This window comes from Halosimplex rubrum (assembly GCF_013415885.1).
Classification (GTDB): domain Archaea; phylum Halobacteriota; class Halobacteria; order Halobacteriales; family Haloarculaceae; genus Halosimplex; species Halosimplex rubrum.
Genome location: NZ_CP058910.1, coordinates 1,986,824 through 2,012,829, shown reverse-complemented (window position 1 = coordinate 2,012,829; position 26,006 = coordinate 1,986,824). Strand labels below are relative to the sequence as shown.

Here is a 26,006-nt window from a genome sequence, read left to right as displayed (position 1 = left end):
ACCGACGCGTGCGACACTTTATGAGGGAGTCCGCGACCACTCCACCTCGCCGTGGGAGCGCGCACGCTGGTCGCGGTCGAACGCGACGCTGGCGGGTACGACCTGCACCGTTCGCAGTGGGGCGGCGAGCACGTCGACCGGCTGGTCGACCTCATCCGGGTCGACGAGGCGCCCCCCGACCTCGTCGACCCGGAGCCGTTCCGCGCGGGCGCGTCGGTCGACGAACTCCTCGACTCGCTCGACCCCCGGGAGTACGAGGCGTTCGTCGTCGCCGACGACCGAACCGAGGCGTATCTGGTCTGCCGGCTGGACATCGAGACCGGCCGGGAGGCCGCGACCGCGGTCGCCAGGGACGTCACCGACGCCGACACCACCGTCGACGCAGACGGTCCCACCGTAGCCGACGCGGCGGCGCTCGTTCCCTGGCCGGGCGAGGCCGCCGCCGAGCGGCTCCGTCGGTTCGTCCGCACCGCGAAGGACGTGCTCGGCGACGCCGTCGACGCCGGCCTGGTGCCCGCTCCCGCGGCGACGCGATACCTCGCCGTTCGGATCGCTCGCCACCCCGATACACCCGACGGAGACGCGATCCTGTGGATCGACGGAGGTGAGCGCGCCACGAGGCGCTGACCCGTCCCGTGTCGCGCGGTTTTTCACCCCCGACCCCCAATCGAGAGGCGTGACTGCCGTCGAGGACGGACTCCGGCTGGAGACGCGCGAGCGGCCGAGCCACGAGACAGCACGGGACCTCGTGTCCGAGGCCATCGATACCGGCGCGCTCGTGACGGTCGTCGGCCGCTGTACCGTCGACTACGAGGGCCGCGCGTCGAGCACGCTCGGCCCCGGCGAGCGGCTGGTGATGCTCAAACCCGACGGCGCGGCGCTGGTCCACACCGACGAGGGCCAGCAGCCGGTCAACTGGCAGCCGCCGGACTGTGACCACGAGGCCCGCCTGGCGGATGGCCACCTCGTCGTCGAGAGCCACCGCGAGACGCCCGAGGAACACCTCCGGGTCGACTTCGAGGCGGTGCTGGAAGTGTCGGCCTACGGCCTGACAGACGAGCGCGACCTCTCGCTTTCGGGCACCGAGGAGGACCTCCGCCAGCGCATTCTGGACGAGCCGTCGCTGATCGAAGAGGGGTTCGTCCCGCTGGCGACCGAGCGGGGGACGCCCGCCGGCGCTGTCGACATCTACGGCGAAGACGCCGACGAACGGGCCGTCGCCGTCGAACTCAAGCGCCGTCGGGTCGGCCCCGACGCCGTGGGGCAACTGGGCCGGTACGTCGACGCGCTGGAGCGGGATCTGCACGCCGACCGACGGATCCGCGGGATCCTCGTCGCGCCGTCGGTCACCGACCGCGCCAGTCGCCTGCTCGCCGAGCGCGGGCTGGAGTTCGTGCCGCTGACGCCGACCGGCGGGCCGGCCGCCGACGACTGAGCGGCCGCCGTCCTCCGGACCGACTCGCCGCTACTCGTCCAGTGACTCCTTCAACTCGGCGAGGGCGTTCATCGCCTCCAGCGGCGTCATCGTCGCCACGTCGAGCGCCGCCAGTTTCCGTTCGAGGTCAGAGGTCGGACCGCCGTCGCCGCCGCTGGGCCCCCCGTCGGCGGTGCTGCTCACGCGGACGTTCCCGTCGAGGTCGTGGCCGTCGGCATCGGCCGCGGATTCACCGCGCTCGCCGGCATCGCTGCCGTCGAGCAACTCGCGCGAGCGGTCGACCACCTCGGCGGGGACGCCCGCCAGCTTCGCCACCTCGATGCCGTAGGAGGCGGCGGCGGCGCCGGGGGCGACCTCGTGTTCGAAGGCCACCTCGCCGCCGGTGCGCTCGGTCTCGAAGTGGAGGTTGAACACGCCCGACAGCTCGTCGGCGATAGCGGTCAGCTCGTGGTGATGGGTGGCGAAGAGGGTCGTCGCGCCCACCTCGTCGTGGACGTGTTCGGTCACCGCGCGGGCGATGGCGAGACCGTCGGCGGTGCTGGTGCCGCGACCCACCTCGTCCAAGAGGACCAGCGAGTCCTCGGTGGCGCTCTGAAGGATATCGGCGAGCTCGGTCATCTCGACCATGAACGTCGAGCGGCCGCCGGCGATGTCGTCGCTGGCGCCGACGCGGGTGAACACGCGGTCGACGACGGGCAGGCGCGCCGCGGCGGCGGGGACGAAGCTGCCGGCCTGGGCGAGCACGGAGATGAGCGCCACCTGGCGCATGTACGTCGACTTGCCGCTCATGTTCGGGCCGGTGACCACGGCGAAGAAGTGCTCGTCGTCGAAGTGGGCGTCGTTGGGGACGAACCGCTCCGCCGTGCGCTCGACGACGGGGTGGCGTCCGGCTTCCACTTCGAACTCGTCGGCCCCGACGCAGGGCCGCGTGTAGTCGAACTTCGCCGCCACGCTCGCGAAGGAGACGAACACGTCCAGCCGGGCGAGCCGGTCGGCCAGCGCCTGCACGCGCTCGGACTCCTCTGCAACGTCGCGGCGAACTTCGCAGAACAGTTCGTACTCGAGGTCGTCGGCGCGGCCCTCGGCGCGGATGATCTCGTCTTCCCGCTCTTTGAGCTCCGGCGTGACGAACCGCTCTGAGTTCTTCAGCGTCTGCCGACGCTGGTAGTCGTCGGGCACAGCGTCGAGGTTCGGGTCGGTCACCTCGATGTAGTAGCCGTGGACGGAGGTGTGGCCGACCTTCAGCGAGTCGATGCCCGTCCGCTCGCGCTCGCCCGCCTCCAGGTCGTCGATCCACGATTTGCCCTCGCGTTCGGTGGCCCGCAACTCGGCCAGTTCGTCGTCGAAGTCGGGCTCGACGATGCCGCCCTCGGTGAGGTCGGCGTCCGGGTCCTCCCGGATGGCCTCGTCGACCAACTCGCGCACGTCGGCGAGGGGGTCGAGGTGTTCGCGCAGCTCGACCAGCGTCGCCGAGTCGGCGTCAGCCAGAGCCGCTCGTACGTCGGGGACGACCGCGAGCGTGTCGTGCAGCGAGCGCAGGTCCCGCGCGGTGGCTCGCCCGCGGGCGACCCGGGAGACGAGCCGCTCGATGTCGTACACGTCGTCGAGCAGGCGGTGCAGCTCCTCGCGCAGCGTCACGTCGCCGGTCAACTCGGCGACGGCGTCGTGACGGGCGGCGATACGGTCCTCGTCCAGGAGGGGTCGGCGCAGCCAGTCGTCGAGCTTCCGCCGGCCGAGCGCGCAGGCCGTCTCGTCGAGCGCGTCGACGAGGGTGAGCGCCCGGTCGCCGTGAACCGCCCGCCGGTCGAACAGTTCGAGACTCTCCAGCGCGACGCGGTCCAGCAGCATGTACTCCCGCGGGTCGTAGCGCGTGAGGGCGTTGATGTAGTCGAGCGCGGTGGTGCCGTCCGCGGTGTCGGCGCTCGCGTCCGGGTCGTCCGCCGCGGTGTCGCCCCCGGCGGTCGCACCCGGACCGGCCACCGCCGCCGTCGAGTCGTCGCCGATATCGCCCGCGTCGGGGTTGCCGCCGCGGGTGTACTCGGCGTAGGCCAGCAGGGCGCCGCAGGCCCGGACCTCGGCTTCGTCGGCCAGCCCGAGGTCGCCGAAGTACGCTTCGACCCGCTCGCGCGCCCGCTCGGCGTCGAAGGCCGTCCGCTCGTACGGCGAGACCATGCAGTCGCCGTCGAACACGTCCGCGGGCGCGTCCGGGCCGACGATGGCCTCCGCGGGCGCGAACCGCCCGAGTTCGTCCGCGATCGAGTCCAGCCGGTCGGCGCCCGTCGCGTAGCAGTCGCCCGTCGACACGTCCAGCAGCGCGAGGCCGTAGGGACCGTGCTCGTCGCCCTCGGCGCCCGCACCGCCGCCGGCGCGGCCGGCGTCCCGGGTCGCGGTGTCGCCGCCCGGGCCGTCCGCGGTGAGACAGGCGACGTAGTTGTTGTCGGCGCTCCGCAAGAGTTCGTCCTCGGTGAGCGTCCCCGGCGTCACGACGCGGGTGACCGCCCGGTCGACGACGCCGCTCACTTCGTCGGGGTCCTCGACCTGGTCGGCCACGGCGACCCGATACCCCGCCTCCAGCAGCCGCTCGATGTACGACTCGGCGTTGTCGATCGGGATCCCCGACATCGCGTACTCCCCCGTCGAGTCCTCCCGCTTCGTCAGCGTGATCTCGCAGATGCGAGCCACCCGTTCCGCCGCTTCGCAGAACGCTTCGTAGAAGTCGCCCACCTGAAAGAGCACGAGCGAGTCGTCGTACTCCCGGCAGAGTTCGAAGTACTGGGCCATCATCGGCGTCAGGTCGTCTTCCCGTTCGGCCATCTTCGCCGGCGCACCCAGTGCCGCATCCATGGGTGTGTGAGAGCGGGTCGCTCGGGTTATATCCATCGGCTTCCCGTCCCCGACTCCGTCGACGGTATCGGGCGTCTCCAGTGCGTTCGGTTCGATGTGCGTATCGCTCAAACGGTTCGTTTAGTCTCGCATAGTATTTTGTATCTAAGAGATTGGTATTGAGTATGAAACGTAGAGGATTGTTAGCCGCCATCGCTGCAGCAATGGCCGGATTTACGGGCTGTTCAGGCGGTGGTACAGGGTCGGAAAACCGAACCACCGACTCACCGAATGGGGTGATACCTACATCGACTCCGCTTTCAGAGTTCGATTGTCCACCACATGATTCCGCTCCAAACCCCGCTGTCTGCTCGCATACTGTTGATACGGACACTGCGAGTGTCTATCTCCTCCCATCGGACACGACCGTGGACGTATCAACGGGGACAGTTGACCTGACGCTTTACAACAACTCATCGGCCGAACTGGAGTTTAACCCATATCAATGATCTATCATGAAAAGGAAATCTGCAGGATTGAACCCGATTAAGAAACGCACAGCCGGTGACGGGCGACTCACACTCGCTCCCGGAAAGACTCATTCGTGGACGTTTGAAGAGGTTGTAGACGCTATCAACGAGAGGGCGACTGTAGATGCAGGGACGTACACAGCAGGAATCAGCGTTCCGAGCCCTGAGACTTCGGACTGGAACCGGTGTATTGCGCTGTTTCGGCTCGTGTGAATCGTTGGAACAAGTGTTCAGTAGTTCCTCTGTACCGAACACTACCCGTCCGTTCGCGCCTCAGTCACTTCTCGATCCGGCCGGAATCGTCTGCTCCGGGGGAGTCCGGCGCCGATTCCTCGTCGGGCCACCCCACCTCCTCCCGCACGAGGTCGGCCGCGTTCTCGACGGCGCCGACGCTGGAGAGGTAGCCGGCGCCGACGGTGGTCTTCAGCGCCTTGGCCGACCGGCCGCGCAGCACTTTGGGGCCGACCTGCGCGATGGCGCCGTCGCCGATGCTGACGAGCCAGCCCAGCGAGTCGAAGCGGTAGCCGTCGAGGCGGGGTTCGAAGCCGCCCTCGCCGGACAGTTCGTGGTCGACCAGCCGTTCGATGTTGTCCGCGGCGACGCCGGCCTCGCGGATGGCCGCCTGGGCGCTGGCGGGGACGGCCTCGCCGTCGGTGTCGACGACCCGGCCGGCGTCGCCGACGACGAAGGTGCCGTCCTCGTAGCGCAGGTCCCCGCGGACGACCGGGCGCTCGCCGCGGAGGGCGTCCGGGCCGCGGATGCCGCCCGTCCAGACGAACACGTCGTAGTCCTCCGTCGCGCCGTCGGCGAAGCTGATGGTCTCCTCGTCCGCGCTCGCGACGGCGCGACCCGTTTCGACGCGCACGTCGCGGGCGTCGAGTTCCTCGCGGACCGCGCGCTGGAAGTTCTCGGGGAAGTTCGGCGCGACGCTGTCCTCCTGTTCGAGCAGCACGACCTCGACGGCGTCGCGGGCGCCCTCGTCGCGGGCGCCCTCGTCGCGGGCGAGCGCGGCGAGTTCGCCGGCGACCTGCACGCCCGACAGCCCCGCGCCGCCGACGACGACGCGAGCGGGGTCGTCGCCCGTCCCGGCGTCGACGGCGTCGAGGAAGTCCGAGCGGACCGCCTCGGCGTCGGCCAGTCGCTTGAGCGGCGTCGTGTGGTCCGCGAGGCCGGGCAAGTCGTAGTAGTTGGTCTCGGCGCCGAGACAGACTGCGCCCACGTCGTAGGACAGCTCCGCGGTCCCGTCCCCGCTGTCTCCGCCGCCCTCGCCGTCCCCGCCCTCGTCGAGCGCGGCGACGCCCGCGTCGGTGTCGATGTCGGTGACGGTCGCCTCGCGGACGGTCGCGCGCTCCAGCACGTCGTCGAGGTCGACGACGATCTCCTCGGCCAGGTTCGGTCGCCGGACGACGCGGTGGAGTTCGTGCTGGACGAGGTGGCTGGCGTCCTCGTCGACGACGACGAGGTCCACCGCCTCGGGGAGCGACGATTCGAGCTTGCGGGCGAGTGTCAGGCCGGCGTATCCGGCGCCGAAGACGGCGACGCGCATGCCGGGACTGCGGGCCGAATCGAGAAAAGCCCACTGACGGCGGCCCCCAGCGTGACGACCGGTCCCCGTCCGCCGGGAACCGTCACTCGGTTTCAAATACCACCGGATCGAACTGTCACCTATGTACGAGACGATCCTGGTGCCGACCGACGGCAGCGCACACGCCGAGCGAGCGGCCCGCCACGCCGTCTCGCTGGCCGAGGCGTTCGGCGCGACCGTGACGGTACTCGGCGTCGCGGACCTGAACCGGGCGGCCGGGGCGTTCAGCGCCGGCGGCATCGACGACGAGTTCCGCGAGCGCGTCCGGGGAACGTCCGAGTCGGCGGTCGAGGACACGGCGGCGCTGGCGGACGACCGCGTGCCGGTGGAGACGGCCGTCGTCGACGGCGACCCGGCGAAGGCTATCGTCGAGTACGCCGACGAGGGCGAGTTCGACGCCATCGCGATGGGGACCCACGGCCGGCGCGGGCTCTCGCGGCTCGTCTTCGGGAGCGTCGCGCGCTACGTCGTCAGGCGGACGACGCGACCGGTCCTGACCGCCCGTGAGACCGACGCCGACCTCGTCACCGACTACGACGACGTACTGGTGCCCACGGACGGCAGCGACGCGGCCGAGGCGGCCGTCGACCACGGGCTCGCCGTCGCAGACGCCTTCGACGCGACCGTCCACGCCGTCCACGTCGTCGACCTGAGCGGGATGGCCGCCGGCTCCGGCGTCGAACCGCCGACCAGCCAGCTCGAACGCTACACCGAGGCCGGCGAGGCGGCCGTCGAGGCCGTCGCCGAGCGCGCCCGCGCCGAGGGGCTCGACGCGGTGACGGCCGTCGAACACGGTTTCCCGGGCGCCGACCTGCTCGACTACGTCGGCGAGGCGAGCGTCGACCTCGTGACGATGGGGACCCACGGCCGGACCGGGATCGACCGCGTCCTCCTCGGGAGCACGACCGAACGGATCCTCTCCCGGTCGTCCGTGCCGGTGCTGGCCGTCCACCCCGACTCCGAGTGAGTTCGACCCGACCCGCCGGACCGATTCCGGCAACCGACCACTTACCCGTCTGGAGGACTCCGATCGGGGTAGATGCCGGACGAGGAGCTCCCGTGGTCGGAACCGGACGGTCGCGGCGAACGGTCGGTCGTCGACTGCGAGGCCTGCCAGTCGGTGATCGACGACGAGAGCGACCGGACCGTCTCCTTCCTGTTGCTCGACCACCTCACGATCCCGGTCAGGAGCTGCGAGACGCACCTGGACCGCTTCTCGACGATCTGCGGGCTGACGACCGAGGACTCCGCCCGCGTGCTCGACCACTACCCGGCCGGCGGGGTCGCCTGCCCCGCCTGCCGGAACGCCCGCTACGACACGAGCCGTCCGATGGTCTCCGTCGAGGACGGGATGGTCGTCCTCACCGCCTGTCCGGACCACCAGTCGCAGATCCTCCGGCGGTTCGACGTCGGTCTGGAGACCCACCAGCAACTGACGGCCAGTCTCGACGGCCGCGACGCGGTCTGAGCCGGGAGCGGTTCGACGGGCACGCTCGGCGCGTCGGCGCCCACCTGTCATTGAAACGGCTCGCGACCCAACCGGGCGTATGTACGAGTCCATCCTCGCGCCGACCGACGGGAGTGCGACGGCCGACCTGGCCGCCGACCACGCGCTCGCGCTGGCCGCGGCGTTCGACGCGTCCGTGACGGCGCTCGGCGTCGTCGACGCGGCGCAAGCGGCGGGGCCGTTCGACGCCGGCGGCGTCGACGACGAGTTCCTCGACCGACTGGAGACCGAGGCACGGCGGTCCGTCGACGGCGTGACCGAGCGGGCGGGCGACGTTCCCGTCGACGGGACCGTCGTCGAAGGTGATCCCGCCGAGACCATCGTCGACCGCGCCGCCGACCACGACCTCGTCGTCCTCGGGACGCACGGCCGGTCGGCCATCGACCGCGTGCTCACCGGCAGCACGAGCGCGCAGGTCGTCCGCGAGTCGCCGGCTCCGGTCGTCACGGTCAGGAGCGACGAGGGCGAGTCGGCGGCCGGCGAGGAGTCGACGGCCGGCGATGCGGAGGCGACCGACGACGAGTCGCCACTCGGGTACGACGACGTGCTGGTACCGACCGACGGGAGCGACGCGGCCGAGGCCGCCGTCGACCACGGGATCGCCGTCGCCGAGGCCTTCGACGCGACGGTCCACGCGGTCAACGTCGTCGACGTGAGCGCGGTCGCGGGCGGCGCGGGCGTCGCGGCCGGCGCCGGCGGAGCGGGAACGGCGGGCACCGTCGGCAGCGACCTACTGCAACCCATGATCGAGAACGGCGAGGAGGCGACCGAACGCGTCGCCGAGCGCGCCCGCGCCGAGGGGCTCGACGCGGTCACCGACGTCGGCGAGGGGTCGCCCGGGTCGATGCTGGTCGACTACGTCGACGAGGAGGACGTCGACTTCGTGACCATGGGCACCCACGGCCACACCGGTCTCGACCGAGTGCTGCTGGGGAGCACGACCGAACGGACGATGCGCAACGTCTCCGTTCCCGTGCTGTCGGTCCGGGCGAGCGAAGACGACGGGGCGGAGTGAATCCCCGACGACTCAGAACAGCGCCTCGCTCTCGTCCAGAACTTCGGCGGGACCGCCGACCTCCCAGACGCGGGTGTCGACGCCGCAGTCGGCGACGGCCTCCTCGACGCGGTCGACGTGTTCGGCGGTGGTGTTGACGTAGGTGCTGGCGCCGGTGTCGACGGAGAAGTAGACGGGGACGCCTTCCTCGCGCAGTTCGCGGACGGCGTTGAAGATCTCGATGGTCCGCGGTTGCCAGTACACCCACCCGGAGGGCCCGGTCATCGTCGTCGCCGCCAGCGACAGCGAGTCGTGTTCCGCGCGCTCGAAGGCGGCGTCGAAGTCGCCCTCGCGGAGTTCGCCGCGCATCTTCGCGATCTGGCCGTGGATGTGAGCCATCCGCCCCTCGAACATGTGGCTCTCGGCGGCTTCGGCGTGGGCGGAGTCGGTCTCCTTGTAGCTGGGGACCATCCCGGCGACGACACGCACGTCGTCTTCCAGCTCGTCGGCGACCTCGATGCGCTCGGAGCGGCAGTCCTCGTCGTCGGTGCCCGTCCGGAGGTGCGAGTAGGCGCCCGTGACGGCGCGGGCGGCCGAGGCGGACCCGCGGCGGGCGATCGCCGATACCTCCGGCCGCGAGAGGTCCAGCCCCGCGGCCTCCGAGAGGGCCATCGCCGCCGCCGCGAACCCGGAGGCGGAGGAGCCGAAGCCGATGTTCGTCGGGAAGGAGTTCTCGGAGACGAAGCGGACGCGGTGGTCGACGCCCGCGCGGTCGCGCACCTCGTCGACGACGGTGCGGATGCGGTCGGCGCCGCTCCCCTCGACGGGGTCGCCGTCGACGACGTACTCGTCCTCGTCGAGTTCGGGGTCGAACTCGACTGTCGTCTTCGTGTGGCTCGGCGCGGTGCAGAGGCTGATGGAGTCGTGGTAGGGGTGGCGCAGCTCCTCGTCGCGCATCCCGTGGTACTTGACCAGCCCCTGGATCGGGTGGGCCTTCGCTGTCGCCTTCATACCGGGGAATCCGCGGGTCTCCACTTTGCTGTTGTGGCTCCGGTCCGTCGGGCAGTGTTCCGTCGCCCCTGTGAGTGTAGCAGCGGTGGCATCTCGTGCGTGAATATTATCTATTGCGGGCAGGAACCCTCGCGCATGGAAGTCGATCTCGACAGCTTCAGTGCCCGCGACTGGGAGGAGCCGACCGACGCCGACCCGATCCGGTTCGCCATGGTCGGACTCGGGTGGTGGACGCGCGAGCAGGCGATCCCCGCCGTCGAAGACGCCGACTACTGCACGACGACGGCGCTGGTCAGTTCCAGCACGGAGAAGGCCGAAGACGTGGCGGCCGACATGGATGGGATCGAGGCGACGCTCACCTACGACGAGTGGGCCGACGGCGCGGCGACCGACGCCTACGACGCGGTGTACATCTGCACGCCGAACGGCCTCCATCGCGGCAACGTCGAGGCGGCGGCCGAACACGACAAGGCGGTCCTCTGTGAGAAGCCCCTGGAGGCGACCGTCGAGGACGCCCGTGCGACCGTCGACGCCTGTCGCGAGGCGGACGTGCCGCTGATGGTCGCCTACCGGCTCCAGACCGAACCGGCCGCCCGTCGCGCCCGAGAACTGATCCAGGACGGCGCCATCGGCGATGTCGTCTCGATAGTCGGGCACATGTCAGACAACATCCTCGACGCCGTCGGCGAGGACAGCTGGCGGTTCGACCCCGACCTGGCCGGCGGGACGACGCTCAACGACATCGGGATCTACCCGACCAACACCATCCGGTTCATCCTGGAGGAGGACCCCCAGGCGGTCTACGCCCGCGCGGAGTCCGAACAGCCGGCCTACGAGGGAACCGACGAGCACGGAGCGTTCCAGCTTGAGTTCTCCGACGGCAAGCTCGCCTCGTGTACGGTCTCCCACAGCGCGACGGTGACCTCCAGCCTCCGGTTCGTCGGTACCGAGGGCGAGTTGACCATCGAGGGGCTGTTCTTCCCGAACACCCGGAAGGTGCTGCGGGTGTCCGGCCCGGGCATCGAGGGCGAGTACCGACCGGAACCGGTCGACCAGATGCGCGAGGAGTTCGACTACTTCGCCAACTACCTCCAGCGCGGGCTCGACCCCGAACCCGACGGCGAACACAGCATGGTCGACATGCACACCATCGAGGCGCTCTACGAATCCGCCGAGAGCGGCCGGCGCGTCGAACTCGACCTGTAAGCGGGGCGGAAATGTGGTGACGGCGGACCTCGCAGGCAACTGAGCATCCGCGCGCCTGCGGCGCGCGGTTCTTCGCGGCGAGTGAGCGAAGCGAACGAGCCGCGCTTTTTCACCCATGTTTTTGCCGGCCGGGTTCCCCGCAGGGAGCGGTGCGAGGTGCGACCGACGGGAGCACCTCGATGCGAACGGCGAACGAAGTGAGCCGTGAGCGAAGCGAGCGAGGAAACCCCCGAGCGAAAAAGACGGTCCTCAGATGATCTGATAGCCGCCGTCGACGTACAGCAGGTGGCCGTTGACGTAGGAGGCGTCCTCGGAGGCGAGGAAGAGGTAGGCGCCGGCGACTTCGTCGGGGGTCGCCATCCGGCCCATCGGGATGGTGGGTTCAATCTCCTGGTCGCGCAGGTCCGGGAGGTCGGCGTCCGAGAGCAGGAACCCGTCGCCGATATCGCGGTCGTAGTCGGGGTTGCCCTGGCCGAAGGTGGTGCGGATGATGCCCGGTGCGACGGCGTTGACGCGGATGTCGTGGCGGGCGAGTTCCAGCGCGGCGACGCGGGTGATCATCATCACCGCGCCCTTGGATGCGTCGTACATCGTGTGGCCCAGCTGGGCGTACTCGGAGCTGATCGAGGCGGTGTTGACGATGTTCCCGGAGACGCCGCGGTCGAGCATGTCGCGGGCGGCAGCGCGACAGCCGGCGAAGACGCCGCGGACGTTGATCGCCATCACCTGGTCGAAGGCGTCGGCGTCGGTCTCGGTCAGGGCGGCCTCGCGATAGATGCCGGCGTTGTTGACCATCACGTCGACGCCGCCCAGGTCGCGGGCGCCCTCGACGACCGACCCGACCTGCTCGGGGTCGGACACGTCCGTCTCGACGAAGGTCGCGTCGCCGCCGGCGTCCTCGATGGCCTCGTGCGTCGGCGCCGAGACGTCGTCCTCTTTCGGTTCCTCGCGCAGGTCGGCGACGACGACGGTCGCGCCCGCCTCGCCGTAGCGCAGCGCGACCTCGCGGCCAATGCCCGAGGTGCCGCCGGTCACGATGACTGTCTCGTCGGAGAAATCGTAGTTCGCGGTTCCCATACGTCGACTCCCGCGGCGGACTCCTTTGTAGCTTTCCGCTCCGGATCACCCGGCTCTATGTGGCCGGCGGCGGACGAGCCGGTATGAGTCGATCACGCGACGGAGACGCGCTGTACACGCCGCCGGCGGACGCGCCGGGCGCGGGAGCCATGTACCCGCGCGTCGAGCGATTGCTGCACGACGACGCCGACGGCGAGACGCTGCTGGCGACCTTCGAGCACTACGCGAGCGCCGACCCCGACTGCGCCGACCCGTTCGCCGACGAGTTCGACGGGGCCGTCCCGGCGGATCGGCCGTACTTCCCGATATACCGCAGTACGGACGGCGGCGAGACGTGGGACGCGTTCTCGGCGATACGGGACACCGAGAACGGCTGGGGGCTGCGCTACCAGCCGGTCCTGTTCGAACTCCCGGAGGCCGTCGGCCCGTGGGATGCGGGCACGGTGCTCGCCGCCGGCAACTCGATCCCCGACGACCGCTCGCGGACGAAGATCGACGTGTACGCGAGCGAGGACGGCGGCCGCTCGTGGTCGTACGTCAGCACGGTCGCCGCGGGCGGTCGCGCCGTCCCGCAGGCCGACGAGACGCCCGTCTGGGAACCCGAACTCGCGCTGGACGCCGACCGCGAACTCGTCTGTTACTTCGCGGACGAGCGCCACCGCGAGGAGGGGTACGACCAGCTCGTCGGCCACCGGCGCTCGGTCGACGGCGGCCGGACCTGGGACGAGGAGGTGTTCGACGCGGCCGTCCCCAACGGCGCGGACCGACCGGGGATGCCCGTCGTCACGCGCCTGCCGGACGGCCGCTACGTGCTCACGTTCGAGGTCGTCGGGCCGACCCACGAGGGCGCCCTCTTCGTCAAGACCTCGCCCGACGGTCGGGACTGGGGCGACCCCGAAGCCCTCGGGTCGGCCGTCGAGACCGCCGAGGGCCACCGGCTCACGAACGGACCGTACGTCACGTGGACGCCCGCGGGCGGTCTCGACGAGGCCGACGAGTCGGGCGGTCCCGACGGGGCCGTCGTCGCGTCGGCGAAGACGCTCCGGACCGAAGACGGCGGCCAGGCGCCCGGGAGCGGTCGGACGCTCCTGGCGACGACCGACTTCGCGGAGTTCGCCGACTGGGAACCGGTGGCGGCGCCGCTGTCGTTCGCCGACGAGTTCGACACCGGCCACGGGACCGTCGGCTGGACGACGCCGCTGCTTCCCTCGGCCGACGGCTCGGAACTGCTGCAGCTGACCTCGACGCACGTTGACGACGGCCGCTGCGAGATCCGCTACGCCGCCGCGCCGCTCGAACTGTCCTGAGACCGCGCGAAAGACGACGAGTTCCGCCTACTCCTCGGTCCACTTGATCGAGCAGCCCCGGCTGGGTTTGAACTCGTCGTCGATTTCCTCGCCCGCGAGCACGCGGTCGACGAGTTCCTTCATCTCCCGCTCGGTGGGCTCGTCGTCGGGGTTCGTCGCGTCGTCGAGCCGGCCGTGGTACGCCAGGCGGAACTCGCCGTCCTCGCGGGCGAACAGGAACGGGTCCGGCGTGCAGGCGGCGCCGTACTCGGCGGCGACTTCCTGGCTCTCGTCGCGCAGGTAGGCGTCGTACTGGACCCGCCCGCTCTCGACGTACTCGACCATCTTCTCGAAGGAGTCCTCGGGGTACTCCTCGGCGTCGTTGGGGTTGATCCCGACGACCGCGGCGTCGTCGTACGCCGCGGCCAGCGCGTTCAGTTCGTCGAACTTCGCCTGGGCGTACGGGCAGTGGTTACAGGTGAACACGACCAGCAGCGCCTCGTTGTCGGCGAAGTCGTCGAGGGCGTGGGTCTCGCCGTCGACGCCCGGTAGTTCGAAGGCCGGTGCGGCGTCGCCGCGGTCGAGCGCGTCCTCCTCGGAGTCGAGTGCGACCATGACGCCCGACGGTACGGGCGCCCGGAGAAAGTGACTTTGGGTGGGGAAACTCGACGGTATCCGGAGTCGGCTTCACCCCTCCCGCGAGCGGGTTGGCTTTCGCCTCGCGACCGCTGCTCAGTTCGGCCCGGTCGATCCGATGCGGGATCTCGGTTGGCTCCGTCGAGAGGCTTACACCGCTCGGTCCCGTTTCCCCGTTCATGGCTGCGACACACGACCGGCCGGTCACGCCGTCGACCCGGGCCGAACTGGACGACCTGGTCGCGAGTCACGACCGGGTCCTCGTCGAGTTCCACACGGAGGGCTGCGGGAAGTGCGCGGCGATGGAACCGGTCCTGAGCGCGGTCGCCCGCTCGACCGAAGCGGTCGTCGCGACGATGAACCCCCGCGACGATCCGGAACTGGTCGACGAGTACGACGTACGGAGCGTCCCGAAACTCCTCCTGTTCGTCGACGGTGCCTTGGCCGCGACGCGCGAAGACGGGGTCCTCGCCGTCGAGGAAGTGCAGGCGTTCGTCGCGGACGGCGACTGACCCGTCGGTCGACGGTACAGCGACCCGACCGCGTCTCGCCGTCGGCGCGGTCGAACTCAGTCGACGGGGTCGAGTTCCGTCACAGTCACGTCCTCGAAGCGGGCCTCGCTGGTCTCGTCGACGCTGTGGCTGCAGACGGCGAGGCCGACGACCACCGGGTCGGCGAGGTCGATCCGGCGCTGGTCGATGGGTTGCCACTCCCGTCCGTCGGTCGACGACGACAGCGTCACCGTGCCGTCGACGGCGTCGAGCCGGTACCACGGATAGGCGTCGTACGGCTCCTCGAACTGGTCGCTCCCGGCGGCGGCGCCGACCTCGTCGCGCCACATCGTCTCGGTCCCGTGGTCGGCCGTCGCACCGACGAACGCGAACGCGGCGTCCTCGGCGAGGGTGTCCCTGACCATCAGTCCCGCTTTGCTGTACTCGTGGACGGACTCCAGGTCGGCCAGCCGCCCCTGGATCCTAACGGGGCCGCTGACCTCTCCGTGGCGGAAGTGGAACTCGTCGATGTCGTGCCAGATGTCCCGGCCGTTGCCGACGACCCGCCAGGACCGATCGGACGTGCCGGTCTCGGCGGACCCGGGGACGGACACCTCGCCCACGTCGACGCTCTCGGTGAGCGCGACCGGGTCGGTCGGTTCGACCGGTTCGGGGACGACGACCGGACACTCGTCGAACTCGAAGCGCGCGCCCGGCGACCCGCCGGTCTCGCTCTCGCCGATGTCGATGTCCCAGCCCTGCTGGTCGACGGTCTCGGTGACGATCGCCAGCCCGGTCCCGGTGCCGTCCTCGGCCGTCGTGTACCCGGCTTCGAGGACCTTCTCGCGCTCCGCCTCGGGGATACCGGGGCCGTCGTCCTCGACGTAGAAGCCCCGATCGGTCGTCCCGACGCGGACGGTCACGTCGGGGCCGGCGTGGTCCAGCGCGTTCTTCAGCAGGTTCTCGACCAGCGGCCGGACCGACTCCGTCTCGGCGATGATCTCCGTCCCCTCGGGGACCGCCACGTCGAGCGTCGCCTCGTCGGTCCCGTGGACGCTCCAGACCTGCTCGACGAGCGGGCCCAGCGCCGTCGACGACACGCCCACGTCGAGCACGTCGAGCACCTCCTCGGAGAGGTCGACCGAGCGGTCGCCCTTCGAGAGCGCGCTGAGGTCCTCGAGGATCTCCTCGATGCGCTCGTTGGCCCGCTCGATCCGGTCGAACGCGGACTCGTGGCCCTCCCGGGCGCGTTCGAGGGCACCGACCGATATCTGCAGAGGCGTCCGCAGGTCGTGAGAGACGTAGCTGGCGAACTGGTCGAATCGCCGCTGTTGCTCCTCCAGCCGGTGCTGGAGCTGCATCCGGTCGGTCACGTCGATCGCGTACCCGACCACCCCCAGCACGCGGCCGTCGTCGTCGCGCCAGGGGAGTTTCGTCACCTCGGACCAGTAGTCGCCGCCCTGCGTCTCGAAGTGCTCGATCTGGCCCCGGATCGGGTCGCCGGTCTCGGCGACGCGCAGGTCGTCCTCGTAGGCTTCCCGGTCGGCGTCCGTGCGGTGGTCGAACGCCTCCGGGTCGGTGTTGCCGATGAACGCCTCCGGGCCGGGTGTGTGCGGCACGTCCGCCATCCGGACGTAGCGGCCCTCGTCGTCCTTGGCGAACATCGTCATCTGTCCGTCCTCGAGAAGCGTCCGGAAGACGGCGCTGTCCGCCGCCGTCTGTCGCCGTTCCCGGAAGGTGGCGACCGCGTCGTCGACGACGCGAGCGAGCGTCGCGGGCGAGGCCGACCGCGGCAGGTACCGGCAGTCGGCCCGCTCCGCGACGACCGCCGCGACCGCCTCGCCGTCCGCGTAGACGACGACCGGCAAGCGGTCGCCGTCCGCCCTGGCGGTCTCGTACACGTCCTCGAACTCGGCTTCGCCGATGTCGACGGCGACGATACAGCCGGCGTCGTCCCGCTCGGAGAGCGTCTCAGCCAGGTCGGCGCGGTCCACGACGACGCCGGCGACGGTTCCGCCGTCGCCGTCGGATATAGCGGTGCGGACGCGGTCCCGGTCGTCGGCGGATCCGCCGACGACGAGGGCGACAGTCGGGTCCGCCAGGAGGTGGCTCATCGGGATGTTACCCACACCGTAGGCGGTGCAAGTAAATAAGGCCCGGGGGCCGTCGAGCGATTCGGGGGGTCCGGCGGTTACCGCGCTACGCGTCGAGGGTCCGACGGATCGCCGACCGGTCGGTCCCCCCGACCAGCAGCGACGCGTACCAGCCGGCGGCCCGCGCGGCGAAGTTGCAGACGTGCAGCGAGACCAGCGTCGCGACCAGCCCGAACGCCGAGACGGCCAGCGCCTCCGGCAGCGTCGTGACGTACCACGTCGTCAGCCGGAAGGGGATCGTGAGCCCGATCTCCCAGGTCTGGAGCGCGAACTCGACCGAGGGCGCGACGTTCATCTCCCCGGAGACCGGGCGGACGCCGACGTTGACCGACCGGTAGTACAGCGGCACGAGCAGCAGGGACAGCGAGAGCGTTCCGAGGACGACCAGCAGCGTGAACGCGGCGGTCCCGACGAAGACCTTGCTCAGGAGGAAGGCGACGCCCTTCCACGTCGAGAGGGTCGTGAGCGCGTGTTTCAGGTGGGCGACCGGTTCGGTTAGCGGCGGCACCTCGGCGTCGCCGGCGGGCGCGTCGGCGACGAGCAGTCGGTCGGCCGCGTATCGTTCGAGCGCGGTCAGCTCCCGGACGCCCAGCAGCGTCGCGACGAACAGGGGGAGGCCGACGAGTATCACCGACAGCCCGATCCCGAGTCCGAAACCGAGCGGGAGCAGTATCACGTACGTGATCCCCAACGGGAACAGCGCCGAGAGGTACAGCAGGTTCGCGTACGTCTGGGGGCGGAGGGGGACGCCGAGGAACCGCCGGAGGAGGGCGCGCGGTCCGGCCGAGAACCGGAGGTCGGAGACCAGTCGGCTCATTGTCGACGCCTCGCCCGCCGGCGTAGTAAAACTGACCGTACCGCCGCGAGGGCGACCCCTCCCGTCGACTCACTCCCCGATTCCGACGGACGGACTCCTCCGGGGCCCGAGTCACGCGCCCGTGAGCGCGTAGAGGATCGACCCGAGACCGACGATCTCGAGGGTCGCCCACGCGAGGATGCCGGCGGCGTCGCTGGCGAGCAACACGGAGACCAGCAGCGTCGTGACGACGAACGGGGCGACGGTTACGAGGAAGATGCCGATCCCGAGGAACAGCATCGGGCGGCTGTCGTTGCGCCGGTAGCCGCGGTAGGCCTGGTAGGCGACGAACAGGCCGACCGCGGCGGTCAGCGCCCCGGTGAACGTCGCCGGCGTGACGCTCACCGCGCCCTGGAGGGGTGCGAGCGCCGGCTGCGCGACCCCAGCGAACGGATCGCTCATCGCGTCACCTCCTGATTCGGGCCGCGGGCTCGGGGAGCCGGGGCGCTGGGAGTGGCGCCGCGGCCGGCGTCGGAGTCGCGCTCGTGGGGGTGAGGGGTGCGTCCGGTCATGGTCGTCCGTAGATGGCGTAGAGGATGCAGCCGAGGCCGAGCAGTTCGCTGACGGTCGTCGAGAGCAGCCGGACGGACTCGGGCGTGTCGGTGAGCGTCGGGAGGGCGATGCGCAGGGCGATGGGCCCGCCGGTCAGGAGGACGATCCCGACCGCCAGGAACAGCATCGCCCGGTCGCGGGTGCCGCGGTAGCCCTTCAGCGCCTCGTAGGCGATCAGCAGCGACAGGCCGGCGGCGACCGCCAGGCTCAGCAGGGCCAGCGCCGCGAGCACCGCGGACCCGCCGGTCGCCGAGACCTGCAGAGCGAGGTCCGGGGCGGGAACGAGTGCGGGAGGGGAGGTCGCGGGTATCATGGTTCTGTGAGTCCCTCGAACAGCCGCGTGAACCGGTCGGCCGCGTCCACCTCGCGCCGGGACACGTCGATCGTGTACTCGCCGTCCTCGATCTCGACGGTGACGCGCTCGACGCGTGTCCGATACGTCTTGTAGTGGTGGCCGTCGGGGTCCAGCTGCTGCTGTTCGACGACGAGGTCGTACTCGCGGAGCTGTTCGATGCGCCGGTAGACCGTCGGCTCCGAGGCGTCGCAGCGCTCGGCCAGCGCCGAGGCCGACAGCGCCTCGCGGCTCGACTCGACCAGGATCTCGCGGGCGTACTCGTCGTCGAGCAACGAGATCACCCCCGATTCCTCGGGATCCTGACCGGCTGCCATCGATCCACGATTCTACCGGCGAGCTTATAAAACGGACTACACGCGTTCGGACTCGGAAACGGTGGCCCAGCGCGAGAGTCGCCGCCCGGCCGACGGGCTACGCGAGGGTCGCAACCCAGCCGACGACCAGAACGAGAGACGCCCCGGTCGAGACGACGGGAAGGACGTACAGATACGCGGGAGCGGGTTCGAGACCGTTCCGGAGGGTGCCCGGGTTCCGGTACATCTGGACGGCCCCGAGGAGCGCGAACCCGCCGAGGGCGGCCATGCCGGCCTCGTAGGTCGTCGCGCCGGCGGTGAGAACCGCGACCGCGAACTCGCCGACGTACAGGATCCCCATGAGACCGAAGACGTACGCGAGCACGTCGACGCGGCGGACCCGTTGGCTGAGAGGGCTGGAGAGGGCGGTCGCCATACCGACATCTCTCGGCTCGGTCACACGAATGTTTCGGTGACCGCGCGCCGCACCTGCCGACACCGACTCACCCGAACCCCTCGGCCTCGATGTACCGACCGGGCACGCCGACGGACTCGGCGGCGTCGACGAGGCTGTTGACCATCACGTTGATCCCGCAGGCGTACACCTCGGCGCTCCCGGGGTCGATACGCGCCTCGACCCCGGAGGCGGGCGCCTCGTCGAGCCACCGCTCCAGTTCCCGGCCGAGCGGTGCGCTCACGGCAGATTCGTCGACGTGTTTGACGAAGGCGTGCTGGACGTAGTCGGTCTCGCCCGCCCACTCGCTGAGATAGGACTCGCGGCTGAGACAGGGGACGAAGTGGAAGTTCTCGCGCTCGCGGCCGTACGCGCGAAACGCCTCGCGGTAGGGCAGGTCGTCCTCCCAGGCGGAGCCGAGGAACAGCCACACGTCCCGGCGCTCGCCGTCGACCTCGTCGGCGCCGGTGTCGAAGACGTAGTCGATCATGCCCTTCAGCGGCGCGACGCCGGTCCCGGTCGCCATGAAGACGAGATCCCGATCGGAGGGCTCGTCGAGGACGAGTTCGCCCCGCGGCCCCCGCATCGTCACCTCGTCGCCGACCGCGAGGTCGCGACAGAGCCGCGGCGACAGATCCCCGCCCGGGACGCGTCGGACGCAGATCTCGACCCTGTCGCGGGTGGGCGAACTCGCCAGCGAGTAGGCTCGGGACTCCCCGCAGTAGCGCAGGCCGACGTACTGGCCGGCCAGATATTCGAAGGTGTCGTCGGGTTCGAGCGCGACCCGAACGAGCATCGGGTGGGGTCGCTCGAATCGCTCCAGCAGCGTCGCACAGCGGCGCGCGAACCCCGAGTAGCCGTCGGCGCGCAGCTCCTCGACGAGCGTTCCCCAGTCGTCGTAGTCGGTGACGCTCTCGTAGCGGTCGGCCAGCCCCTCCCGCTCGAACCAGTGGTCGACGGCCCTACGGACCTCCTCCGTCCGGTCGCGGTCCATCGCCTCCCGCTCGACGACCGTCGCCGACTCGGTCACCAGCGGCAGCTCGGCGATCCGGTCGTGTCTCGACGCGTGCTCCCTGACGGGCATTACCACCGTCTCCGGGCCCCCGGTAGTAAGTACTGGCGGGCCCGGGGACGAGGTCGTCCGTCGGTCGGTCCCGCTCGGCTCCCGTCGGTCGGCTCCACTCAGATCCCGTCGGTCGACCCCGCTCAGCGCCCCTCGACCAGCCGCCGGAGGTGCTCCGGTGGGACGGCGCCGCGGGCGGCGTACTCGCCGTAGGTGAACGTCGGGACGCCAGTCACGCCCTCGCGGCGGGCCGCGTCGAACCGCTCGGTGACCGCGTCGCGCCACTCCTCGTCGTCGAGCACGTCGCGGATCTCCTCGGAATCGAGGTCGACATCGCCGGCGAGGTCCGCGAGCACGTCCGCGTCGCCGATGTCCCGCTCGTCTTTCCAGAGCGCGTCGAGGATCGCTTCGTCGAAGGCGAGCCACCGCTCGTAGGGGTACGACTCCTTGACGTAGTAGGAGGCGACCTGCGCGGGCAGCGAGTCGACCTCCCGGGAGAGGGCGAGGCTCATCTCGACGCCGTACTCCTCCTGGAGGCGTTCGACGTTCTCCCTCGCCTGCTCGAAGTAGTCCGCGTCCTTGCCGTCGTCGACGGCGTGGTCGATAGAGCCGTCGGGCCGGCGCTTGTCCGCCCGCAGGTCGAAGGGGTACCAGTCGATCTCCAGGGGTTCGTCGCGCTCGGCCTGGTACTGCGACAGGGCGGCCCGGCCGAGGTAGCAGAACGGGCAGACGTAGTCGGAGTAGATCCCGATCGGCCGGGCGGTCTCGGCGTCGGTGCCAGCGTCGGGCTCGGCGTCGTTCATGCTCCCCGGTTGCGGCCGCAGCGGCAAAAGCGACCGGTGACACCCGTGTCACCGGACGGCGGCACCGATCGCGTCGCGGACGGTCGGGTCACGGCGCGCGGCCCACGAGCGGCCGGAGGAGGGATTCTCGTCCCGGCGACGGTCGCGTCGCCCAGCTCCGAGCGTTCGCCCGGGTCCAGTTCGCGAAACTCCCCGCTCTCGACGTCTTCGGTCGCGATACCGCTGGTGATGATGATCTGGACCGCCTCCTCGACGGTCATGTCCACGTCGTTGACCTGGCCGCGCGGGATGTGGGTGAGGAAGCCGCCCATCACGGGGTTGGGAGCCAGCGGGAGAAAGAGCGTGACCATGTCCCCGTTGCCGGCGGAGGACATCACCGCGGGCGCCGAGCGGCTGGTCTCGAAGCCGATGACGTACACGTCGTCGAAGGGGAACTCGACGAGTTTCACCGACTGGAAGTTCTCGACGCCGCTCTCCAGCACCACTTCGCCCATCTGCCGGAAGCTCTGATAGATCGAGCCGGCGCCGGGGATGTTGCCGACGAAGTAGTCGAAGTAGTCGATCACCCGCTCGCCGTAGCGGAAACGGGCGAGCAGTCCGACGCTGACGACGATAGCCGTGAGGATCATGACCGCGATGATGGTCGTGAGGAAGTCGACGACGTTGCTGTAGATCCCGACGGTGATCAGCAGGTCGACGAACCCGACCTGTTTGACGCCCTCGATGAGACCGGCCGACTGGAGGAACTTGATGAACGGCCGGAGCGCGCCGGCGATGAAGCCCAGCGCGGCCTTGAGGATGTAGACCGTCGCAACGAGCGGGAGGATGACGACGACTTCGGTCAGCAGCACGTCGAGCGCCTCCCGATAGACCGACCGGCCTGCTTGGCGGTCTCGGTTCGCTCCCCGACGACGCCTCTCGGGTCCCCGTCCATACGCTCGGCTGTGGTGGCTCCGGGTAAGCTCTTGAGGACTGGTGGCGCGCCGACGACCGCGTCGCGACAGCCGGACCGCCGCGCCGCGGCGACCGTGCCACCGTCCGACGGCCATCCGCCAAGTTGAAACGCCGGGCCGCGTAGATGCCGGTAATGACGCTTCAGGTGACGAACACGCTCACGGGCGAGCGGGAGGACTTCGAGCCGGTCGACGACGACGAGGTCTCCCTCTACCTCTGTGGCCTGACGACTTCGGACCCGGCCCACGTCGGCCACGCTCGCACGTGGACCCACACCGACGTGGTCCACCGGTGGCTGGCGTACCTCGGCTACGACGTGCGCCACGTCGAGAACTTCACCGACGTGAACGAGAAGATCGTCGCCCGCGTCGGCGAGGTCGGCGACGACGAGGAAAGCGTCGCCCGCCACTACACCGAGGAGTTCGTCGGCGTCATGCGGGCGCTGAATCTGAAGCGCGCGGACGTCTACCCGCGGGTCTCCGAGCACGTCGACGAGATAATCGCGATGGTCGAGACGCTCGTCGAGGCGGGCTACGCCTACGAGTCCGAGGGGTCGGTGTACTTCGACGTGACCGCCGACGACGACTACGGCAAGCTCTCGAACCAGGACCTCGACGAGTCGGAGGTCCAGGGCGACGAGGACGAACTCGCCGAGAAGCGCCACCCCGCCGACTTCGCGCTGTGGAAGGCCGGCGGCGTCGACCCCGAGGACATCGCCGAACACCGCCACGACGACGCGGCCCCCGCCGAAGAGGCCGCCCAGCGCGCCCAGACCTGGGAGTCGCCGTGGGGCGAAGGTCGGCCCGGCTGGCACATCGAGTGCTCGGCGATGTCGACGACGCATCTCGGCGACACCTTCGACATCCACGTCGCGGGCTCGGATCTCGTCTTCCCGCACAACGAAAACGAGATCGCACAGGCCGAGTGCGCGACGGGTCGGGAGTTCTCGCGCTACTGGCTCCACACGGGGATGGTTCAGGTCGAAGACGAGAAGATGTCTTCGAGCCTGCGGAACTTCACGACCGCCCGGGGCGCCATCGAGGAGTTCGGCGTCGACGTGCTCCGCACGTTCTTCGTCTCGACGGTCTACTCGGCGGACCCGACCTTCTCGGAGGAGACGCTGGCCGAGGCCGAGGAGCGCTGGGAGCGACTCGAACGCGGCTACGAGCGGGCGGTCGAGGCGGCCGACAGCGTCGACGCCTACTCGGACGCGCCGGACTCGGACCTCGACGCGGCCGTCGACGCCGCCCGCGTCGACTTCGAGGCGGCGATGAACGACGACCTCAACACCCGCGAGGCGATGGCGGCGCTGCTCGAACTCGCGTCGGCGGTCAACGCTCACGTCGACGAGCGCGAGCGCTACGACTTCCCCGCGCTCAAGCGCGCTATCGACGCCTTCGAGGAACTCGGCGGCGACGTGTTCGGCCTCTCGTTCGGGACGGCCGACGGCGGCGAGGTGCGGGTCGCGGAGGAGCTGGCCGAACTCGTCCTCGACCTGCGCGAGCGCGAGCGCGAGGCCGGCAACTACGAACGGGCGGACGAACTGCGCGACCGCCTCGACGAGATCGGCGTCGAGGTCGAGGACGGCGACGACGGCCCGACCTACCGCTTCGAGTAGCTCCCGTTCGGTCCCCTAACAGGGGTGCCGGCGGGTTTATCCCTCGTCGCGATAACGTCGGTGACATGAGACGGTCACGCGACGCGGGTATCGGAATCGCGCTCGTCCTCTTGCTGGCGACCGCCGGCTGCATCGGCTTTCTCACCGGGAGCGAACCGCTCGGGTTCGCCGCGAACGCGACGGCGGTCGACGACGCGACGCTGGAGGAGACCGACTATCGGCTCGCCCACAGCGCCTCGCCCAACAGCACGCAGAACATCACGGTGGCGGGCCAGACTCGCCAGGTGGTCGTCTCCAGCGAGCTCCGGCGGTACAACCGCACCGTCACGCTGGCCGAGGGCATCGAGGGCGACTTCGCGCGGACGACCGTCTTCACCTCGCCCGCGGCGACGGTCGGTGGCACCTCGGTCAACCCCATCGGGTCGCTCTCCGACGAGCGGCTCGTCCGCCGGTTCGTCGGCACCTCCTCGGGCCTCTCGAACGTCGAGTTCCGGTCGAACCGCTCGGTCGAGTTCCTCGGTGACTCCCGGACGGTCTCGGAGTACGCCGCCACCCGGTCGATGGGCGGCGTGCAGACCAACGCGACGGTCCACCTCGCGACCGTCGAACACGACGGCGACTTCGTGACCGTCGTCGCCGTCCACCCCGAGGCGGTCGACGAGCGCTCGCGAGTCGACGCGCTGCTGGCCGGCCTCCGCCATCCGCCGGCCTGACGGGCTCGCCGACGGCCGCGCTCGGGTCGTGTCTCGGCTCGGTTCTCGCCTCGATCAGCCGCCGCCGCCGGCGACGCCGCTGCCGATCGCGGCGCCGCAGTCGGCGCAGCCGACCACGTAGAAGCGCTTGGAGGAGCGGAACAGTCCGGCCATCTTCGCGTCCATGTCGACGAACTCCACGTCTTCCTTCTCCGCGAGTTCCGTCTCGCATTCAGGGCAGTGAACCATACGCTCGGCTACACCGAGGGGTTCGATAAGTGTCTTGTCCCGCCGGGAGAGCCAGGTGACGGCCGACGGTCGGCGCGGACGGACCCATCGGCATACGCTTTTGTCGGTCGCGGTCGTCGGAGGTGGACATGAAAGCGGCACTGCCGGTCGGTCTCGCGCTCACGGCGGTCGGGACCGTGGGGTACGCCGTCGGGGTCTGGACGCCCTATCCCGGGCGGTCGCTGTCCGTGACCGCCGTCATGGTCGGCGTCACGCTCGCGGCGATCGGCCGGTCGAAGCCGCCGGAGGGCGGATCGTGACGACCGCGCTCGTCTACCGCGCCGACGAGGTCACCGAGTACGACGACCTCGCGGCGGCCCGCGCCGCACGGGGGACGACCTGGGTCCACGCCGCGGGCGTCGATCGCGCCGAGATGGAGCGGGTCGCCGACGCCTTCGGCATCCACTCGCTGTCGGTCGAAGACGTGTTCAACGGCGTCCGACCCAAGACCGAAGAGTACGACGACTACACCCTCGTCGTCGTCAAGCGCGCCACGCTCCGCGGCGGCGAGACCACCTTCGACGAGGAGATCAGCGACGTACCCGTCGGCGTCTTCGTCGGGAGCGACTGGCTGGTCACGCTCACGCCCGGTCCGGCCGATCCGATCGACCGGGTCCGCCAGGCCGTCCACTCGGGCGACGAGCGCCTGCTCCACCGCGGGGCCGACTTCACCGCCTACCGGATCATCGACGTGATCGTCGACGAGTACTTCGCCCTGCTCGACGAGATCGAGGACGACATCGAGACCGTCGAGGACGCCGTGACGACCGCCACCGACATCGAGACGCTCGAAGCCATCAACAGCGTCCGCCGCGAGCTGCTCTCCTTCCGAAAGCTCGCCTGGCCCACCCGCGAGGCCGTCGGCGTCCTCGCCCGCGGCGACCCCGCCCAGGTCGACGAGGAGACGGAGAAGTACTTCCGCGACGTGTACGACCACCTCGTCCAGCTCGTCGACCTCACCGAGACCTACCGCGATCTGGCCTCCGGCGCGCGCGATATCTACCTCAACACCCTCTCCCAATCCACCAACGAGGTGATGAAAGTCCTCACCGTCGTCGCGACCATCTTCATCCCGCTCACCTTCGTCGTCGGCGTCTACGGCATGAACTTCGGGTCGAGCCCCTACAACATGCCCGAACTCGCCTGGCCCTACGCCTACCCCGCCGTCATGGTCGGGATGCTCCTCGTCGCGCTCGTCATGCTCAGCTACTTCCGCGGCCAAGACTACATCTGAGACGCACCAGCGGCCGCCGTAGCGCGCGCTGTCGCCTCACTGGTCGCGGTACTGCTGACGAACAGCGCCGTCGAGGATCGAATCGCTCCGCTCGAAAAGTGTTTGAGGCG

General features: G+C 70.1%; 27 protein-coding genes. 12 read left to right on the top strand and 15 right to left on the bottom strand.

What is annotated here, in order from left to right; all coding sequences use genetic code 11:
* Nucleotides 1-51 precede the first annotated feature (51 nt).
* Together HZS55_RS09990 and nucS are read left to right on the top strand one after the other, a co-directional pair.
* Nucleotides 52-627, top strand: coding sequence for a DUF6735 family protein (locus HZS55_RS09990; protein ID WP_179911532.1), 576 nt, complete (start codon nt 52-54; stop codon nt 625-627).
* 49 nt (nt 628-676) lie between these two features.
* Nucleotides 677-1,435 carry an endonuclease NucS gene (nucS, locus tag HZS55_RS09985; protein ID WP_179911531.1) on the top strand — a complete coding sequence of 253 codons (759 nt, stop codon included), beginning with the start codon at nt 677-679 and terminating at the stop codon, nt 1,433-1,435.
* Between the two features lie 30 nt (nt 1,436-1,465).
* Here the strand turns inward: nucS and mutS are convergent, their stop codons facing one another.
* Together mutS and HZS55_RS09975 are read right to left on the bottom strand one after the other, a co-directional pair.
* The gene (gene mutS / locus HZS55_RS09980; protein ID WP_179911530.1) at nt 1,466-4,279 is read right to left on the bottom strand and encodes a DNA mismatch repair protein MutS; all 2,814 of its coding nucleotides are present in this window, start codon (nt 4,277-4,279) and stop codon (nt 1,466-1,468) included.
* A 786-nt stretch (nt 4,280-5,065) separates the two neighbouring features.
* On the bottom strand, nt 5,066-6,334 hold the full coding sequence (locus HZS55_RS09975; protein ID WP_179911529.1) for an NAD(P)/FAD-dependent oxidoreductase: 1,269 nt from the start codon (nt 6,332-6,334) through the stop codon (nt 5,066-5,068).
* A gap of 121 nt (nt 6,335-6,455) precedes the next feature.
* On the opposite strand from HZS55_RS09975, the gene HZS55_RS09970 reads away from it, so the two are divergent.
* From HZS55_RS09970 to HZS55_RS09960, 3 genes are all read left to right on the top strand, one after another.
* A complete protein-coding gene (locus HZS55_RS09970) occupies nt 6,456-7,340 on the top strand; it encodes a universal stress protein (RefSeq protein ID WP_179911528.1) in 885 nt (294 codons plus the stop codon).
* A 72-nt stretch (nt 7,341-7,412) separates the two neighbouring features.
* Nucleotides 7,413-7,841: a hypothetical protein gene (locus HZS55_RS09965; RefSeq protein ID WP_179911527.1), complete on the top strand. Its 429-nt coding sequence runs from the start codon at nt 7,413-7,415 to the stop codon at nt 7,839-7,841.
* Between the two features lie 79 nt (nt 7,842-7,920).
* A complete protein-coding gene (locus HZS55_RS09960) occupies nt 7,921-8,895 on the top strand; it encodes a universal stress protein (protein ID WP_179911526.1) in 975 nt (324 codons plus the stop codon).
* A 12-nt stretch (nt 8,896-8,907) separates the two neighbouring features.
* On the opposite strand, the gene mvaD is transcribed toward HZS55_RS09960, so the two are convergent.
* Complete coding sequence (gene mvaD, locus HZS55_RS09955; protein WP_179911525.1) at nt 8,908-9,885, bottom strand: phosphomevalonate decarboxylase MvaD; 978 nt, start codon at nt 9,883-9,885, stop codon at nt 8,908-8,910.
* Nucleotides 9,886-10,020: 135 nt separating this feature from the next.
* On the opposite strand from mvaD, the gene gfo6 reads away from it, so the two are divergent.
* Entirely contained in the window at nt 10,021-11,091 is a 1,071-nt protein-coding gene (gene gfo6, locus HZS55_RS09950) for a D-xylose 1-dehydrogenase Gfo6 (protein ID WP_179911524.1), read from the top strand.
* A 249-nt stretch (nt 11,092-11,340) separates the two neighbouring features.
* On the opposite strand, the gene HZS55_RS09945 is transcribed toward gfo6, so the two are convergent.
* Nucleotides 11,341-12,168, bottom strand: a complete 828-nt coding sequence (locus tag HZS55_RS09945) for an SDR family NAD(P)-dependent oxidoreductase (protein ID WP_179911523.1) — start codon at nt 12,166-12,168, stop codon at nt 11,341-11,343.
* An 83-nt stretch (nt 12,169-12,251) separates the two neighbouring features.
* On the opposite strand from HZS55_RS09945, the gene HZS55_RS09940 reads away from it, so the two are divergent.
* A complete protein-coding gene (locus HZS55_RS09940) occupies nt 12,252-13,475 on the top strand; it encodes a sialidase family protein (RefSeq protein WP_179911522.1) in 1,224 nt (407 codons plus the stop codon).
* A gap of 27 nt (nt 13,476-13,502) precedes the next feature.
* Here HZS55_RS09940 and HZS55_RS09935 read toward each other — a convergent pair whose 3' ends face one another.
* Entirely contained in the window at nt 13,503-14,069 is a 567-nt protein-coding gene (locus HZS55_RS09935) for a thioredoxin family protein (protein WP_179911521.1), read from the bottom strand.
* 200 nt (nt 14,070-14,269) lie between these two features.
* Between HZS55_RS09935 and HZS55_RS09930 the strand changes: the two genes are divergently transcribed.
* Complete coding sequence (locus tag HZS55_RS09930) at nt 14,270-14,602, top strand: thioredoxin family protein (protein ID WP_179911520.1); 333 nt, start codon at nt 14,270-14,272, stop codon at nt 14,600-14,602.
* 56 nt (nt 14,603-14,658) lie between these two features.
* On the opposite strand, the gene HZS55_RS09925 is transcribed toward HZS55_RS09930, so the two are convergent.
* From HZS55_RS09925 to HZS55_RS09885, 9 genes are all read right to left on the bottom strand, one after another.
* A complete protein-coding gene (locus HZS55_RS09925) occupies nt 14,659-16,695 on the bottom strand; it encodes an ATP-binding protein (protein ID WP_179911519.1) in 2,037 nt (678 codons plus the stop codon).
* 85 nt (nt 16,696-16,780) lie between these two features.
* Entirely contained in the window at nt 16,781-17,551 is a 771-nt protein-coding gene (locus tag HZS55_RS09920; RefSeq protein WP_179911518.1) for a sensor domain-containing protein, read from the bottom strand.
* A 111-nt stretch (nt 17,552-17,662) separates the two neighbouring features.
* The gene (locus HZS55_RS09915; RefSeq protein ID WP_218927295.1) at nt 17,663-17,992 is read right to left on the bottom strand and encodes a DUF7521 family protein; all 330 of its coding nucleotides are present in this window, start codon (nt 17,990-17,992) and stop codon (nt 17,663-17,665) included.
* 106 nt (nt 17,993-18,098) lie between these two features.
* On the bottom strand, nt 18,099-18,455 hold the full coding sequence (locus tag HZS55_RS09910) for a DUF7521 family protein (RefSeq protein WP_179911517.1): 357 nt from the start codon (nt 18,453-18,455) through the stop codon (nt 18,099-18,101).
* Nucleotides 18,452-18,811, bottom strand: a complete 360-nt coding sequence (locus HZS55_RS09905) for a winged helix-turn-helix domain-containing protein (protein WP_179911516.1) — start codon at nt 18,809-18,811, stop codon at nt 18,452-18,454. The genes HZS55_RS09910 and HZS55_RS09905 overlap by 4 nt, the downstream gene beginning before the upstream one ends.
* A gap of 97 nt (nt 18,812-18,908) precedes the next feature.
* Nucleotides 18,909-19,226: a hypothetical protein gene (locus tag HZS55_RS09900; RefSeq protein ID WP_179911515.1), complete on the bottom strand. Its 318-nt coding sequence runs from the start codon at nt 19,224-19,226 to the stop codon at nt 18,909-18,911.
* Between the two features lie 67 nt (nt 19,227-19,293).
* Complete coding sequence (locus HZS55_RS09895) at nt 19,294-20,328, bottom strand: ferredoxin--NADP reductase (RefSeq protein ID WP_179911514.1); 1,035 nt, start codon at nt 20,326-20,328, stop codon at nt 19,294-19,296.
* A gap of 122 nt (nt 20,329-20,450) precedes the next feature.
* Nucleotides 20,451-21,110, bottom strand: coding sequence for a DsbA family oxidoreductase (locus HZS55_RS09890; RefSeq protein ID WP_179911513.1), 660 nt, complete (start codon nt 21,108-21,110; stop codon nt 20,451-20,453).
* Nucleotides 21,107-21,961, bottom strand: coding sequence for a DUF502 domain-containing protein (locus tag HZS55_RS09885; RefSeq protein WP_179911512.1), 855 nt, complete (start codon nt 21,959-21,961; stop codon nt 21,107-21,109). The genes HZS55_RS09890 and HZS55_RS09885 overlap by 4 nt, the downstream gene beginning before the upstream one ends.
* 236 nt (nt 21,962-22,197) lie before the next feature.
* On the opposite strand from HZS55_RS09885, the gene cysS reads away from it, so the two are divergent.
* Both cysS and HZS55_RS09875 read left to right on the top strand, forming a co-directional pair.
* On the top strand, nt 22,198-23,682 hold the full coding sequence (gene cysS / locus HZS55_RS09880; protein ID WP_179911511.1) for a cysteine--tRNA ligase: 1,485 nt from the start codon (nt 22,198-22,200) through the stop codon (nt 23,680-23,682).
* 65 nt (nt 23,683-23,747) lie between these two features.
* Entirely contained in the window at nt 23,748-24,395 is a 648-nt protein-coding gene (locus HZS55_RS09875) for a DUF6517 family protein (protein ID WP_179911510.1), read from the top strand.
* Nucleotides 24,396-24,449: 54 nt separating this feature from the next.
* On the opposite strand, the gene HZS55_RS09870 is transcribed toward HZS55_RS09875, so the two are convergent.
* Nucleotides 24,450-24,623: a hypothetical protein gene (locus HZS55_RS09870; protein WP_179911509.1), complete on the bottom strand. Its 174-nt coding sequence runs from the start codon at nt 24,621-24,623 to the stop codon at nt 24,450-24,452.
* Between the two features lie 128 nt (nt 24,624-24,751).
* Between HZS55_RS09870 and HZS55_RS09865 the strand changes: the two genes are divergently transcribed.
* Entirely contained in the window at nt 24,752-24,922 is a 171-nt protein-coding gene (locus tag HZS55_RS09865) for a hypothetical protein (RefSeq protein WP_179911508.1), read from the top strand.
* Nucleotides 24,919-25,896, top strand: coding sequence for a magnesium/cobalt transporter CorA (corA, locus tag HZS55_RS09860; RefSeq protein WP_179911507.1), 978 nt, complete (start codon nt 24,919-24,921; stop codon nt 25,894-25,896). The genes HZS55_RS09865 and corA overlap by 4 nt, the downstream gene beginning before the upstream one ends.
* Nucleotides 25,897-26,006 lie beyond the last annotated feature (110 nt).

Excerpts from the sequence above, each read along its gene's own strand:
- mutS (WP_179911530.1), bottom strand. The coding sequence starts at position 4,279 with ATGGATGCGGCACTGGGTGCGCCGGCGAAGATGGCCGAACGGGAAGAC.
- HZS55_RS09975 (WP_179911529.1), bottom strand. The coding sequence starts at position 6,334 with ATGCGCGTCGCCGTCTTCGGCGCCGGATACGCCGGCCTGACACTCGCC.
- HZS55_RS09970 (WP_179911528.1), top strand. The coding sequence starts at position 6,456 with ATGTACGAGACGATCCTGGTGCCGACCGACGGCAGCGCACACGCCGAG.
- HZS55_RS09965 (WP_179911527.1), top strand. The coding sequence starts at position 7,413 with ATGCCGGACGAGGAGCTCCCGTGGTCGGAACCGGACGGTCGCGGCGAA.
- HZS55_RS09960 (WP_179911526.1), top strand. The coding sequence starts at position 7,921 with ATGTACGAGTCCATCCTCGCGCCGACCGACGGGAGTGCGACGGCCGAC.
- mvaD (WP_179911525.1), bottom strand. The coding sequence starts at position 9,885 with ATGAAGGCGACAGCGAAGGCCCACCCGATCCAGGGGCTGGTCAAGTAC.
- gfo6 (WP_179911524.1), top strand. The coding sequence starts at position 10,021 with ATGGAAGTCGATCTCGACAGCTTCAGTGCCCGCGACTGGGAGGAGCCG.
- HZS55_RS09945 (WP_179911523.1), bottom strand. The coding sequence starts at position 12,168 with ATGGGAACCGCGAACTACGATTTCTCCGACGAGACAGTCATCGTGACC.
- HZS55_RS09940 (WP_179911522.1), top strand. The coding sequence starts at position 12,252 with ATGAGTCGATCACGCGACGGAGACGCGCTGTACACGCCGCCGGCGGAC.
- HZS55_RS09935 (WP_179911521.1), bottom strand. The coding sequence starts at position 14,069 with ATGGTCGCACTCGACTCCGAGGAGGACGCGCTCGACCGCGGCGACGCC.
- HZS55_RS09930 (WP_179911520.1), top strand. The coding sequence starts at position 14,270 with ATGGCTGCGACACACGACCGGCCGGTCACGCCGTCGACCCGGGCCGAA.
- HZS55_RS09925 (WP_179911519.1), bottom strand. The coding sequence starts at position 16,695 with ATGAGCCACCTCCTGGCGGACCCGACTGTCGCCCTCGTCGTCGGCGGA.
- HZS55_RS09920 (WP_179911518.1), bottom strand. The coding sequence starts at position 17,551 with ATGAGCCGACTGGTCTCCGACCTCCGGTTCTCGGCCGGACCGCGCGCC.
- HZS55_RS09915 (WP_218927295.1), bottom strand. The coding sequence starts at position 17,992 with ATGAGCGATCCGTTCGCTGGGGTCGCGCAGCCGGCGCTCGCACCCCTC.
- HZS55_RS09910 (WP_179911517.1), bottom strand. The coding sequence starts at position 18,455 with ATGATACCCGCGACCTCCCCTCCCGCACTCGTTCCCGCCCCGGACCTC.
- HZS55_RS09905 (WP_179911516.1), bottom strand. The coding sequence starts at position 18,811 with ATGGCAGCCGGTCAGGATCCCGAGGAATCGGGGGTGATCTCGTTGCTC.
- HZS55_RS09900 (WP_179911515.1), bottom strand. The coding sequence starts at position 19,226 with ATGGCGACCGCCCTCTCCAGCCCTCTCAGCCAACGGGTCCGCCGCGTC.
- HZS55_RS09895 (WP_179911514.1), bottom strand. The coding sequence starts at position 20,328 with ATGCCCGTCAGGGAGCACGCGTCGAGACACGACCGGATCGCCGAGCTG.
- HZS55_RS09890 (WP_179911513.1), bottom strand. The coding sequence starts at position 21,110 with ATGAACGACGCCGAGCCCGACGCTGGCACCGACGCCGAGACCGCCCGG.
- cysS (WP_179911511.1), top strand. The coding sequence starts at position 22,198 with ATGACGCTTCAGGTGACGAACACGCTCACGGGCGAGCGGGAGGACTTC.
- HZS55_RS09875 (WP_179911510.1), top strand. The coding sequence starts at position 23,748 with ATGAGACGGTCACGCGACGCGGGTATCGGAATCGCGCTCGTCCTCTTG.
- HZS55_RS09870 (WP_179911509.1), bottom strand. The coding sequence starts at position 24,623 with ATGGTTCACTGCCCTGAATGCGAGACGGAACTCGCGGAGAAGGAAGAC.
- HZS55_RS09865 (WP_179911508.1), top strand. The coding sequence starts at position 24,752 with ATGAAAGCGGCACTGCCGGTCGGTCTCGCGCTCACGGCGGTCGGGACC.